This window comes from Desulfuribacillus stibiiarsenatis (genome assembly GCF_001742305.1).
Classification (GTDB): domain Bacteria; phylum Bacillota; class Bacilli; order Desulfuribacillales; family Desulfuribacillaceae; genus Desulfuribacillus_A; species Desulfuribacillus_A stibiiarsenatis.
On sequence record NZ_MJAT01000001.1, the window covers coordinates 1 to 14,015 of the forward strand.

General features: G+C 41.2%; 9 protein-coding genes. 4 read left to right on the forward strand and 5 right to left on the reverse strand.

The window, feature by feature from the left end:
• Window positions 1-180, reverse strand: a 180-nt coding sequence (locus tag BHU72_RS00005; RefSeq protein ID WP_141709208.1) for a helix-turn-helix domain-containing protein, incomplete at its 3' end; no start/stop codon positions are given.
• A 171-nt stretch (window positions 181-351) separates the two neighbouring features.
• Here BHU72_RS00005 and BHU72_RS00010 point away from each other — a divergent pair.
• Window positions 352-2,859, forward strand: a complete 2,508-nt coding sequence (locus BHU72_RS00010; RefSeq protein WP_069700575.1) for an S-layer homology domain-containing protein — start codon at window positions 352-354, stop codon at window positions 2,857-2,859.
• 76 nt (window positions 2,860-2,935) lie between these two features.
• Window positions 2,936-4,978: a stalk domain-containing protein gene (locus tag BHU72_RS15675; RefSeq protein ID WP_069700576.1), complete on the forward strand. Its 2,043-nt coding sequence runs from the start codon at window positions 2,936-2,938 to the stop codon at window positions 4,976-4,978.
• Window positions 4,979-5,044: 66 nt separating this feature from the next.
• Here the strand turns inward: BHU72_RS15675 and BHU72_RS00020 are convergent, their stop codons facing one another.
• The 4 genes from BHU72_RS00020 to BHU72_RS00035 all read right to left on the reverse strand — a co-directional run bounded on the left by BHU72_RS00020 (window position 5,045) and on the right by BHU72_RS00035 (window position 11,186).
• Window positions 5,045-6,787 (reverse strand): COG1361 S-layer family protein, encoded by a 1,743-nt coding sequence (locus tag BHU72_RS00020; RefSeq protein WP_069700577.1) that lies wholly within the window; start codon window positions 6,785-6,787, stop codon window positions 5,045-5,047.
• A 198-nt stretch (window positions 6,788-6,985) separates the two neighbouring features.
• Window positions 6,986-8,344 (reverse strand): ABC transporter permease, encoded by a 1,359-nt coding sequence (locus BHU72_RS00025; protein ID WP_069700578.1) that lies wholly within the window; start codon window positions 8,342-8,344, stop codon window positions 6,986-6,988.
• On the reverse strand, window positions 8,337-10,394 hold the full coding sequence (locus tag BHU72_RS00030; protein ID WP_069700579.1) for a COG1361 S-layer family protein: 2,058 nt from the start codon (window positions 10,392-10,394) through the stop codon (window positions 8,337-8,339). The genes BHU72_RS00025 and BHU72_RS00030 overlap by 8 nt, the downstream gene beginning before the upstream one ends.
• 81 nt (window positions 10,395-10,475) lie before the next feature.
• A complete protein-coding gene (locus BHU72_RS00035) occupies window positions 10,476-11,186 on the reverse strand; it encodes an ABC transporter ATP-binding protein (protein ID WP_176720351.1) in 711 nt (236 codons plus the stop codon).
• Window positions 11,187-11,457: 271 nt separating this feature from the next.
• Here BHU72_RS00035 and BHU72_RS00040 point away from each other — a divergent pair, with 271 nt between their 5' ends.
• The gene (locus BHU72_RS00040; RefSeq protein WP_069700580.1) at window positions 11,458-11,826 is read left to right on the forward strand and encodes a toprim domain-containing protein; all 369 of its coding nucleotides are present in this window, start codon (window positions 11,458-11,460) and stop codon (window positions 11,824-11,826) included.
• 244 nt (window positions 11,827-12,070) lie between these two features.
• Window positions 12,071-13,846, forward strand: a complete 1,776-nt coding sequence (locus tag BHU72_RS00045) for a phospho-sugar mutase (protein WP_069700581.1) — start codon at window positions 12,071-12,073, stop codon at window positions 13,844-13,846.
• The last annotated feature ends 169 nt before the right edge of the window (window positions 13,847-14,015 follow it).

A 14,015-nucleotide genomic window follows, 5' to 3' on the forward strand; every position in this document is an offset into this window, starting at 1 on the left:
CTTAGATGTATTTAGAAGACCATCAGGGCCTAGTGATAGATATGTTTGCCGCCATTGGTTGATGGATGCAAAGGTAACATCTAGCATAGAAGCTAAACGTCTAAGGGAACCTTCTCCACGGAGATATTTTTCTACAGCAGCTATTTTTTCTGTTCCTGATATTTTTGATTTGTGAGACACAAAAATACTCCTCCTTGTAAATAAACAGTTTTATTATTTAAACTGTCTACCACAAGGGGAGCATATCACTCCGTTAGTCTCTTTTTCTTGTCCAAAATAAGCATTTTGTCGGACACGTTCCATGCTGCTTCATGGTATAATTAACAGTATTTAGAAGTGGGAGTGTAAATCATGGGATTATTAAAAATACATAAAGTTGGATTGATTTTACTTTTGGCTTTGCTATTCAATGGATTCACTGGAGCAGAGGTTCAGGCTTCAGCTACAGTATCTGAATTAACGGTCGAACAGCGACTAGACATTCACTTTAAAGACATGCAGCAAGCACCTTGGGCGGAGTCCGAGATACGAAAGCTTACGATTCGTGGAGTACTAGGCGGTTTCCCGGACGGTACGTATCGTCCAAACGCACCAATTAAGAAAGTGGAAGCCATCGTTATGGCCGTACGCGCCCTAGGTCTGGAAGAGGATGCAAAAGATTTTGCATCGAGATCAGACTCCTTATTCTATCCGTTAGAGGGACAAGGCCTAGAGTGGGCCCGTGGGTATTTGCGCGCTGCTTGGAGTAACGGTTTAATTACGGGATACATGCAAGAGTTGAGTTGGTACGACCCTGCCGATCGGGCGTGGATGGCGAAGTTGATGGTGCGAACTATCCGCAAAGAACAGCAAGCAATAGAGAATCGTTTTCCACTGTACTTCCAAGATCGACAGAAAATACTTCCGAACCAAACAGGCTACATCAATGTTGTGCAAATGGAGGGATTGATGGCGGGGTATCCAGATAACACATTTCGTCCCGATGCCACGATGACCCGTGCAGAACTGGCGGTCTTATTTGACAATTATTTCGAAAAATATATGAATGACTATACGTTGAAAAAAATCCAGTACGCGACAATTGAAGACTTCCAACATAGTTCGGGAGATATCATCATCCGCACAATGGATAAGGGACTACGAAAAGTAAAGGTTAATCTGAAAGCGCCGATTTTTTATGAATCACAAAATATACAGAATTCTCGCCCGCAAAAAAGAAGTTATTCACAGCTACAAAAGGGACAGCAAATATCAGGGCTTTTATATGGCGAGCAACTGGTATTCGTTACAATTCAGCAGGAAGGTTTATTAGATTCTTTTACGGCACCTACGCCAGATTATTCGTTTACTTTTGAGCGCGAGCAACATATTGTAGGTTTTCTTACGGATATTGATAGCAATGGACTAAAATTGACATTTGAAATGTTGAGCGGACAGAAAATGACGATTCCTTATGCAAGTAATCTGGCAGTAACGAATCTGAATGGTAGTAGCGGCCGAAATTCAATGCTTGTCGGAGCTCTATATGAACTAAAAGTAGATTCTAACAAAATCACGAAACTTACCGAGCAAGAAAGTCGTCGTAATAGCTATACAGGGGATTTAGTCTCAATTAATCCGTTTACGTCGGAAACGATGATTCGCCATAGTTTTCAAGAATCGAAAAACTTTATAATTCCTGAAGGCTTAAAGCCAACCTTTGAGATGAATGATTACATTCGGGTGACGGCGTATGGGAAATACATATTTGAATATGAAATTCTGCGGCCTGGATCTGATGAAGGTTATTTCGTGAAGTATGATAGCGACCGCAAAGAGATTTATCTTACTAACCGCCAAGGAAAAGAAGTGATTTACTCAGTAATCGATAACCCGCGCATTCAGGTTTCGCGAATTTCTCGTCCATTAATGAGTGATATTTATCAAGATGATTATGTGCGGTTGAGCTTTGACCGTTATGATCAGAACAATAATCGATTATTCGACGAAATTATTAACATTCAGGTGGTTGATCAATTAGCGGGCACGATTATATCAGCTGGATCTTCTGAAATTAGGTTCCGCGATCAATACGGGTTGACCCGTGAGATGAGGGTTGCGACTGCGGTGACATTGAATATAGTGAACGTTCGAAATGCCACTGTCTATGATTTGCGGCCCAATGATCAGGCTTCGTTTCGTATTCAGCAGGGGAGAATTCAACAGGTTAATGTGTACTCACGTACGGTTGATGAAGGAATCGTATTCGACATTCAAGATTTACCGAATGGAACGAAACAACTGGTTCTAGGAGAAAGTGCTTTATCCCAAAAGAAGTATGGGATAACCGCTCAAACGCGGGTAAGCTGGCATGATTTCCGAGACTTATCCTTACGAGAAGTAGGTACGGGGCAATATGTGCGTGTCTGGTACGATGGACCGAACGCCCTTGAAATTGAGATAATAGATTCGGGAATGGTGATTGGCCAGCTAGTAGCTCATAGCTATAATTCTATATGGTTGAAAGCGAGTGGCATCTCGAGAACTAGATTTATTATAGAACAGCAATTGACAAGCGGCCTAAATGCTCTTAAATATCAAACCGTTCAAATCGTATTCCGCAATGGAGTTGTGTACCGAATCGACCCTGTTCCGGTTGACAACCAAGAATATGTGGTCGTGGATTACAGCAGTAAGAAAGGCACAATATGGGTACGGGATTCAGAAGGTAAGCACAGGATCTATTGGTTGTCCGATGACAAAGTCTTGTTTGAAGGGGATGAGCGCTCTATAGAGTATGTTGGTCAGCAAGTAACACGCAAATCTAAAGTCAAGCTGCAAATTGTTAATGAAATCGTTGTTGCTATAAGGCCAGTGTAAGGTGGAGATATGCTCTCGAAGATAGTTGTAGGTAGTGATTAATAAGTTGGTATGTACCTAAGTTAGGAGGGTTTAATTGGAAACTCTAAGAAACGTAAGTTTAGCGGGGAGAAGTTATTCGAAACTTGGAATGGCCCTTGTTGTACTTGTAACTATATTAATTTCAAGTGTGTGGCTGGGCACGTACCACCATGTGAATGCACAGGCAATTGAAGTATACCTAGATGGTGATAGGATACAGTTAGACGTATCTCCAGTCACGATTCAAGGCAGGGCATTGGTGCCTATGCGTGCAATCTTCGAGGCGTTGGGCGCTGAGGTCGAATGGGACCATTCTACGCAAACAGCAAAAGCTAGTAAGAATACGACACAGATTATTCTTGTGCGCGACCAAAACCAAGCGTGGGCAAATAGTAAACAAGTGATACTAGATGTTCCGGCACGTACCATCAATGGCAGGTTAATGGTTCCGCTTCGTTTCATATCGGAATCCCTTGGAATGGGCGTGGCATGGAATGATAAGCTACAGAGAATTGACTTAACAAGTGAGGTCGCTATGCAAAGCTGGGTTTCCTTTGGTGATACCCATTCTGCAGGAATTATCTTTGATACTCGTAAGCAATTTACGGATAATACGCCAATCATCCATTACAATGTAACGATTTCGCTTTCTGATCAAGAGGTTGAACGACTGAAAACAGTTTCTAAGGAAAGCCGTTGGATTCCGTTGCGTACAGTGGTTACCACACCTAATGGGAAAATATTATTGGATCGTATCGATCATACCTTTGACTTATCGAATCACGATTTGGATTTATACAGTGTAAAAGAAACAAGACCTTTAGAAGTTCGTACCCATGCGCAAATTCCTGCACCTACTGCAATCACCAGTCAAAACATTTCAAAATGGGAATTGGGAATCTACCGAATTGAATTTTGGGGAGGGCAAAATAAAGTAGGAACGGATACGTTCGAAATCATACCTACGATTAACCAAATTGGATTATCGTCTGCCAATATGTACAATGGCGGATTAGTTGCGAGACAAGGAGATATTCTCTATTATGTTGGCGAAGATGGGGCTTTATACAAGGGTGAAATCCAAGATTCTAGTAAGAATGAAAAGCTGACGGAAGAACGAGCAAGTTTTCTCAATGTGCAAGGGCAATGGGTTTATTTTATTAATGTATCGAGGGAGCAAGTAATTAGCCGGATTCGATTCGATGGAAAGCGAGAGTCGCCAGACAATCCATGGATGACTAGGCAAGGGGAGCCGGAAACCCTTTCCCATGATCAAGCAGGGCAGCTACTGTTAATCGGCGATTGGATGTACTTCACGAATCTCACGGATCAATCGTTTTTGTACCGCATGAAGACTGATGGCTCGAAAAAAGAGTTACTTCTAGCGGAGTCCATGGATCAATTCTATATCCGAGGGAATGAATTATTCTATACGAGAAAAGCGAAAAAGCCGAAAGACGAGTTTAAAGACCGTAATCCAAATATGTTGCGAGATTACCAATTTCAACCAGATTGGGGTTATGTCTATCGTGCTACTTTATCGGAAGTGGCTGGTACTGTAAGGCTTACGAATATTATAGCTCTTACTGATTTTGAAACGATGGGCTTCATTATTGACGGGGATTCTCTGTATGTGTTGAAGAATGCAGGCAATTATTGGGATAGCCGCATATCTGGCCGAATTCCAGGGAAATTATATCGGATAGCGTTGTCTAGCAGTAATAGCGCTACTAGTGTCAGTGATAACACTGGCAGTAATCGTAGTAGCGGTAGCATGGTAGCCCAGATGGTCGCAGACGATGTTGTGAATTTCCATGTGGATAATGGTGTCTTGTACGTGCAGAAAAACTTAAATCGTGGCCGGGTTATCTATCTCTTGAATCCAGAGGGTACATTGATTCGAGAGTTTAATACGCAGGTGATTCGACGTGTCAACGATGTGCCAGATAACGTTCAATTATATAATCGCGGAACATTTCCGGTGACGTATATGAATGTACTGCATAACTGGTTATTCTATTATGCTGGAAAAGAAACCGAGAAAATTACTGATAACATGCCATTGCGTACCGATGAGCGTTTAACGGTCAGATACTAATTGTATATAATAACAAAAAATCATACTAATAAGAAAAGGGTGCCTCTCCGGCACCTTTTCCCTGTTTTATAAGATAAGATAGTGTAAATTTGTACGATGCCTATACACAAACAAACCGCCTGCAGCTATAATCAGCACGCCAGCGCCAATATACAGATATGGCGTTTTACTTGATTGTTGTTCAACTACGTGCACTGTAAATTCTTTCTCGACTCTATGGAATTGGTCGATTGCATCATAGAATTCGAATATGATTTTCCCTTGTATCAGACCAGCCTGTGTAGGAGTTATAGTGGCAACGTAAGAATTGCTCATTCCAGCAACTAAATTATCAGTATAGTAACTGCGGTCCTGGGTGTTAAAATCTCCTTCCAGACGGATCATCAGGTTACGTATATTCGCTCTTCCAACATTATAGTATTCCGTAGAAATAGAAAATGGATGGCCAAGTACAGCCTCCGATGGTACTGCGATTTGACCTACCATAAGACGGATCTCTTGCATCACTGGAATTCCGATTATTTCTTTGGTAGAATACTGATTCCCTTTACTATCCTCATATTGAATATCTAAGTGTAGGTTATGAGTCTTAGAAGGTGTATCGACTGAAGGGCGTAAGTGCAATTTATGCTCTGCACGCTTCTGAGGGTTAATCGACTTTATATAATAGGTACCAATAGAGTTCACAGGGGAGAAAACGTCTCCATCGGAACTTACTTGAATCGTAAGATTGCGAATTTGCTCTTTCTCATGTGTATTGAATAATGAAAAGGACAGTGTGAAGTCTTTCCCTGCTTGCACATAATCAGCATCAAGGGAGTAATTATCTAAAAACAGCTTTGAAGTTGAACCATTACTTGAATTATTGGCGTTGCTATTACTATTGACAATTACTATACCAGCCGTTGGAGAAGAGCTTTTGGGAGTGTGGTTACTACTACCAGAGCTTCCATCTTGCTTTCCTGGGGTTACTGGCTGTGTATTGCTTTGACTAGCGTCTTTTTTATTGATTACAGGTATATAGATTTTGTGTGGGTTACTGTAAACGCCGTTGAATTGGTCCTTATAGGTGATGAGTACATCCAATGTGTAGACACCTGTTGCAAGCTTTGAACCAACAGTTACATCAAACACTGCACTATCGGTAAAGTGCCCAACCGGAAGCTGGGCTACCGTACTGGTATCTCGATTCACTCCTGTTAGATAAAAGGTGGTAGGGCTAAAACCACTGAGTCGTACTTCAATATCCTTCGCAAGGGCTTTCGAGTTATTGTGTAAATCGATAATGACCTTTCCTGTTTCTCCGGCAAATAAAGCATCATTCGGAATTACAGTTTTATGAAGATTCACCCTTGGTTGTTCGAAGTCATTCTCAATTTTAATGTAAATTGTCTCGGAAGACTGGTATGCTACTCCAGTCGGTGATTGGTACTCAAAGCGCACAGTTAATGGATAAGTCTTCGCTTTAGCAGACGCTGGAACTTTGTAATTCAATACGATATCATCGCTGGAGCCAGCGTGTATCATGGAAACACGAATACGTGGGACAAGATTTTCTATTTCAAAAGGATATACATCAGGATTGGTATTCACATCAATCCCCACATGGATATTCATGGCATCTTGACCGCCGACGTTTCGTATGGGTATTACTAAACGAGCTTCTGCGCCAGCTTTGAAGACAGGCATTTTATAATTACTACTGATTTGAAGATTGGGAGGTACCCCACCGTTGGCTAAGGCGGTGTATGGAAGCAATATAGCAATACAAAGGCTTATAATTAATGTAAGGGATACCTTGCGTTTCACGTTAGACCTCCTAGAAATATGTTTTAGCATAGAAGTAATGGAGCACTAGGATGCTACATATTATATCATAATTTATAGCAAATTAGATATACGCTAGGTATTTACATTAATTTGGCAAGCTTTATTTCTAGGTGAATACAAGAAGGCAGATTCATTATGAATCTGCCTTCTTGCTCGTACTTGCTCGTTTCTTGTTCGCTACTTATCGGTACGAATCGCATCTAAAGCACTGATATTCATGGCGCGACGGGCAGGTGAATATCCAGCAATTAAACCAATAAATGTTGCAAAGACAATCGCAACTAGAGATAGCTCAATCGGGATGACTGATAATCCTGTGGTGGAGCCGCCTGGCCCCATAGGCCCCATCATACTACTTCCGACTGTATTTAAGATCATCGATACGCCGTAGCTAAAGGCTACCCCTAAGAGTCCACCGAAGAAACCAATAAAGCCTGCTTCAATCAGGAACATCTTCTTAATATCGTCTAAGTCAGCACCAATTACTTTCATGACTCCGATTTCTCTAGTGCGTTCGTAGATACTCATAATCATCGTATTGGTGATCCCAATGGCTGCTACGAATAAGCTGACGCCACCAATACCGCCAAGAATCGCCTGCATCTTGCGCGAAGTCTCCTTCATCGATTTCAAGATATCTGTAAGACTGTGGGATTGAAAGCCCATCGATTTAATAATTTCTTGCACACCTTCCACTAATGTAAAATCCTCTACTTTTACAGAGATGCGCTCATACTTATTATCGTTTTGCGGATTCATATTTCGATCCTGTTGTTTTTGGTTGCGACGATCTTCCGCTTGTATCTTCTCTAAGGTATCAATATGCATGTATACATTGTGGTCCTTTTCACTAAAGCTTTCTGCTAGCATCCCGACGGCTTTCACATCGTAGGTTTTGCCAGGCTGAATGTTTTCATTTCCGTCATTGTTAAAATTGGAGCGAGGTTCCCCATAGTTCATGTCCGATGTAATCAATAGTTTGCTGGTCATGAGATCTATAGAGAGTGGTTGCCCACCGCCCATCCAACCGTAGTGCTGATTTCGCAAACGTGGATTATAGAAGTTGTAAGGGATGTTTTTGCCAAAGACAATCGCATCCTTATCTGTCGCCATTAAGAGTCGTCCATCACTCACTTTGAAGTCGAAGGCTTCCATTACATCCGGGTCAATCCCGATAATTGACACATGACCTATCATACGCCCAGCCCCCATTTTCATGTAAGCTGTTTTAATCGGCATGACTCCTTTTACTCCATCGATTTTTCTTAGGCTGGCGACAGCTTGATCATCAAGCTTAGGGGATTGGCTTTGCTTTTGCCCTGGTTCGACATATCCGTAGTTATGAATTTCTATTACTGTTAAATCGCCCATGTACGATAATTGCTCCTTAAAGCTCTGGTCCATGGCGAATCCTAGCGAAAGCATGATGACAATCGATGCGGTGCCGATGACAACCCCGAGAATCGTTAGGAGAGAGCGGGCTTTTCGACGAATGAGATTGCCCACAGCCATTCTCAATAAATCTCGACTATGCATGTAAGTCCACTTCCACTTCCGCTAATTCCAAACGGTTCTTTCTGCGTTTATACCAGATAAAGCCAACGGTAGCAAGGATAATGATTGCTGTTGCGATATATACATATGTCATTTTATTTGTTTGTTGTGGCATCCCTTGATTCGGATCAAAAGGAATCTCCCCGCCCATATAAGGGTCTTGGAACTCGGTTATGTTGACTGTGAACTCATTTTCAATCACGTGGAACTGGTCAATCGCATCGTAGAACTCAAAAATTACTTTCCCTGTTAATGGTCCGGGTTTCGTAGGTGTGAGTGTGGCGTCATAGTAATTATTCTTGCCAGCATCCATATTTCCGACATAGTAGCTGCGGTCCCGCGTATCGAAGTCGCCTTCTAATCGAATAATCAAGTTGCGAATATTGGCACGCCCTGCATTATAATACTCCGTGGAAATAGGAATCGGATTGCCAATCATCGCTTCTGGTGGAAGTTCAATTTGTCCCGCCATTAAACGCACTTCTTGCATGACAGGGATCCCGATAACTTCTTTTGTCGAGTGTTGTTTCCCTTCTGCGTCTTCATATTGAATATCTAAATGCAGATTATGTGTTTTGAAGGCAGCATCAATTGCTGGTTTGAGGGTTAGTGTGCGCTCCGCTCTCGATTGTGCGTCGATGGCTTGGATATAAAATGTATTACTTGAGTTGACAGGTGAGAATACATCGCCATCAGCACTTACGTTTACGGTAATGTTACGGATACTTCCGCTGTTATGTGTGTTCAATAAAGAAATAGATAATGCAAAATCTTTTCCTGCTTGCGTATATTCTGTATCAAGAGCATAGTTCTCAAGGATTAGCTTGGGTGTCATTTTATTTTTTGGCTTGTCATCTTCATTATTTTCGATAAGGACTCCAGCAAATTGCGAGAAAGACTGGGTCGTTTTTGAGCTTCCAGTACCTGTTTCATATTCAACAGTGAATTGAATTGGATAATTCTTGGTTTCGACGCCGTCCTTCGCAAACATCGCGAAATTGATATTGCGCGTTTCGTTTGTTTTTAAAGTAGTAAAGGACTGAACAGGCATCGATTTCGGCAGGATCTCGCTGCCACCATTGACAGTAACTTTGACATTGCGAGCTTCCTCGGCACTTGTATTACGCAAACGAAAAGAAACATTGAAGTCCTGATTGACAGGTAAAGCGTTTTTCGGGAATGTAATACCCTCTAGAACAACTTGAGCGTTGGTTTGATTGGAATCTTTCTTGTTGATTACAGGAATAAAGATTATGTGCTGATTACTATAGCTTACGTCAAATGGGTCCTTATAGGATATCGTCACGTCTAGGGTGTATACACCTGTTTCAAGCTTAGAATCAACGGTCACATCGAATTCAGCGCTGTCGTTATATAGTCCGATGGGCAGTTGGCTTATTTTCTTCGTATCGCGATTTACACCTGTTAGATAAAAGGTGCTAGGCGAAAAGCCGCTTAGACGAACTTCAATATCCTTCGCTAGGGATTTCGAGTTGTTATGTAAGTCGATGATAACCTTTCCGGTGTCACCTGCAGTTAACGCATCGTTAGAGATTATGGTTTTGTGTAGATTTACTTTTGGTTCCTCATTGTCATTTTCAATTTTCACGAAAATTGTTTCGGATGTTTGATACAGTGTTCCAGTCAGAGACTGATATTCTAAACGCAATGCTAGAGGATAGACTTTAGCCTTTGATGAAGAAGGAACCTTATAATATAGAACAATTTCGTCACTAAGGCTTGCGTGTATCATTGAAACACGGACCCGTGGCGCAAGATACTCGATTTCAAAAGGGTATACATCTGGATTCGTATTGACATCAACCCAGGCATGGATGTTAATAGCATCTTGACCACCTGCGTTACGGAGGGGGATTGCCAGACGCGCTTCTGTTCCTGCTTTAAACACAGGCATTTTATAGTTGTTGCTTACCTGGAGGTTAGGTGGCTCCCAATTTGCAAACGTAGTAAATGGCAAAAGTATAGAAATGGAAAGAGTAAAGATCAGTGCTATAGATAATGTGCGTTTCATGTAGATCCTCCTTATATAATAGCTTTGTTCTAATGTCGTTCGTTATAGTGTATTACATGAAAACTCAATGAAATGTGTCAGCTAAACAATCTCTCGCTGCTGATATTCTTCACTCACGATATTGCCGTCAGCAATGCGAATAATTCGATTTGCATAGGTCGCAATATGCTGGTCATGGGTGACAATCATTAGGGTTTGCCCATTTTCGTTAGCGATTCGCAGCATCAATTGTATGACGTCCTCAGTAGTCTTGGAATCAAGATTTCCCGTCGGTTCGTCAGCAAAGATAATTGGAGGTTTGCTTACAAAGGCCCGTGCAATACCGACGCGCTGCTGCTGGCCACCACTCATTTGTGAGGGTTTATGGAGAATATACTTTTCCAGTCCTACTGCCTTGAGCATTTCTGCAGCCTTCTCCTCGCGGATCTTCTTCGGCACGTCACGGAATGTCAGGGGCAGGCTAACGTTTTCTAGCGCAGTAAGGGTAGGAAGTAAGTTATACGACTGAAAAATAAAGCCTACATAATTTTGCCGGAATCTCGCAAGCTGCCGTTCGTTTAAGGAATCAATACGAATTCCGTTCACTTCTATTAGACCCTTTGTCGGCTTTTCAAGTCCTGCCATTAAGTTCAGTAGTGTCGATTTACCGGATCCGGATGTACCTAATAAACAACAGATTTCTCCAGTCTTTACACTTACGGAAATATCGTCAATGGCAACAACCCGTTCTTTACCTATGCGATATACTTTGCGGACATTTTGCAGGTGCACGGAGTGTGTGATTTGTTTCATTGGATTCACCTCTAATCTAGTTAAATATTCCATCTGAAAACAGATACATATATGACGAGAATACTTGGATAAAGTTTCAAGAAAAATGGAAATTTCGTATGAGTAAGCAAATTTTTGGTAAAGTTGATATACTATAAAGAAACATTGAGATAAGTAACGTTCAATAATTAAACATAATTCAGAAAAATAACAATAAATATTGAGAATGGAAAAAAACATTGAAAATGAAAAAACATTAAAATGAAAAATTTCGTTAAAGGAGTAACACGTGATGGATGACGCTAATTCTTTTGAAAAAGTTATTATTGTAGAAGGTAAGAACGACAAGGAAAAAATCCTCCAAGTATTAAAGGAGCCTGTGCAAATTATTTGCACCTATGGCACGCTTGGCGAAGAGAAGATGGACGAACTGGTTCTGCGCTTTGAACACGATGATGTATATGTCCTAGTGGACGCCGATGAATCTGGGAACAAAATCCGTCAATATATAAAAAGAACACTACCAAATGCTAAGCACATATATACAAGGAAAATGTATGGACAGGTTTCAAGCACACCCCTTGAATATCTTACTAAGATTCTTGATAATGCGCATTTTGAAGTCAATGAGTTTCAAGAGTTTCAAGAGTTTCAAGAATGATAGCATAAACATATAGCATTTATTATATATAGCATTTTTAATAACGTAATGGGTGCTTGTAGATAGATTTCAATATTTGTAAAGTAGTGTGATGTGATTGAAAAATTGTAGGAGGAATTAAACTGCGGGAGTCGAAATAGGAATTAAGATAACGCCATTGAGTTAAGTGAGCTATGTTCAGATGGGAACGTTTCGCGAACGATTAATATGTAGAGAAGCAGAAAAAACCAGGAGGAGAAAAAAGATGCAAGAATACAATCACTGGCTACAGCAAGAGGACTTAGATGTAGAGTTAAAACAGGAACTATTAAGCATTGAAGGCAATGAATCGGAAATTATGGAACGTTTTCATGGCAATATTCAATTTGGCACGGGTGGTCTTCGGGGTGTTCTTGGCGCAGGTATTAGTCGGATGAATATATATACAGTTCGCAGAGCAACGCAAGGTCTAGCCCAGGCTATTAATAATGAATTACAGAACAACCCTTCAGTGGTAATCGCGTACGACTGCCGACATAAGTCGAGATTGTTTGCAGAAGAAGCTGCAAAAGTTCTTGCTGCCAATGGAATTAAGGCCTATGTCTTTGATGAATTACAACCAACACCAATTTTATCGTTTGCTGTTCGACATTTACAAGCTACCGCAGGGATTGTTGTGACTGCAAGCCATAATCCTCCAGAATATAATGGTTTCAAGGCGTATTGGTCGGACGGGGCGCAGGTAGCGTCTGAACGAGCAGACATGATTATGGCAGAGATCAATCAAGTAGAGGATATATTCGATATACCTTTGATGACAATAGAAGCAGCGGAAGAAGCTGGACGGTTACGTTGGCTTACAATTGATGGCGAGGTTATGGAGGCATATTATAGTAAGGTAAAAGGTATTGTTCTGCAACCAGACCTCATCACTGAGCATGGCGAAGATTTGCGAATCATCTTCACACCTCTACACGGAACGACGAACAAGCCAATTCGCAAGGTTCTTCGTGATATCGGCTTTCCGAATGTGACGGTTGTAAAGGAACAAGAGCTGCCAGACCCTAACTTCTCAACGGTTGCTTTTCCAAATCCAGAAGAGGCAGCAGCCTTTGCATTGGCGCTAGAGTACGCCAAGCAAGATGACGCTGACATCATCATTGGAACGGACCCTGATGGCGACCGAGTAGGAATTCTGGCGAAGAATCTTGAAGGTGAATTTGTCGTTCTAACAGGCAACCAAACGGGTGCTATTCTGTTGGACTATATCCTTAGTCAGCGAAAGGCACAGGGGAACTTGCCAACAAACGGTGTTTTAATTAAAACTATTGTAACTTCTGAATTAGGGCGCGTGATTGCGAGTCATTACGGAATTGAAACGGATGATACACTTACTGGCTTTAAATTCATTGGCGAGCGGATTGAAGAGTATACCAAGACTGGCGAGAAAGAGTTCTTATTCGGCTATGAAGAAAGTTATGGGTACTTAATTCAAGATTTCGCCCGGGATAAGGATGGGATGCAAGCAGCGGTAATGGCTGCGGAGGTTGCTGCGTATTATAAATCAATTGGCAAGACTTTGTATCAGGCAATGGAAGAGATTTATCAGAAGTATGGATATTTCAAAGAAGGACTTGAAACGATATCGCTCAAAGGTTTAGAAGGGCAGCAGCAAATCGTAAATATGATGACTAAGCTAAGGGAGCAACCTCTAAGAATCGTGGCAGACCTTGCTGTCGCAGAAGTAGATGATTATGAGCTTTCTGAGAAGCAGGTATTTATGGGTCTTCCGGAAAAGAAATTCACGGACGAAGACCTTCTAGATCAAAATAAGGCACTCGGAGTCACGAAGTATCGTCTACATTTGCCTAAGTCCAATGTGATCCGCTACACATTAGAAGACGGTTCTTGGTTCTGCGTTCGCCCGTCAGGGACAGAACCAAAAATTAAATTCTATTTTGCAGTAAATGCAGAAACTAGCGAACAAGCAGACGGAAAGTTACTAGAATTAAAAGAAGATGTCATGGGATTTTTCCGATAGAATATCTATGATTTCATGTGATTCGTGTAATTCATCTGTAGTTCAATAGAAAATATCATATCAGAAAAGACAAATCAAATTTAAAGCGGATCTGTAAAATCACACAGTTCCGCTTTTTTGTTTACATTATCAGAATTCTTTTGTTTATAATTATTTAATATTTTGTTAA

Bases quoted from the DNA above. Each gene is read 5' to 3' on its own strand.
- BHU72_RS00030 (WP_069700579.1), bottom strand. From the start codon at position 10,394: ATGAAACGCACATTATCTATAGCACTGATCTTTACTCTTTCCATTTCT.
- BHU72_RS00025 (WP_069700578.1), bottom strand. From the start codon at position 8,344: ATGCATAGTCGAGATTTATTGAGAATGGCTGTGGGCAATCTCATTCGT.
- BHU72_RS00035 (WP_176720351.1), bottom strand. From the start codon at position 11,186: ATGAAACAAATCACACACTCCGTGCACCTGCAAAATGTCCGCAAAGTA.
- BHU72_RS00040 (WP_069700580.1), top strand. From the start codon at position 11,458: ATGGATGACGCTAATTCTTTTGAAAAAGTTATTATTGTAGAAGGTAAG.
- BHU72_RS00045 (WP_069700581.1), top strand. From the start codon at position 12,071: ATGCAAGAATACAATCACTGGCTACAGCAAGAGGACTTAGATGTAGAG.
- BHU72_RS00010 (WP_069700575.1), top strand. From the start codon at position 352: ATGGGATTATTAAAAATACATAAAGTTGGATTGATTTTACTTTTGGCT.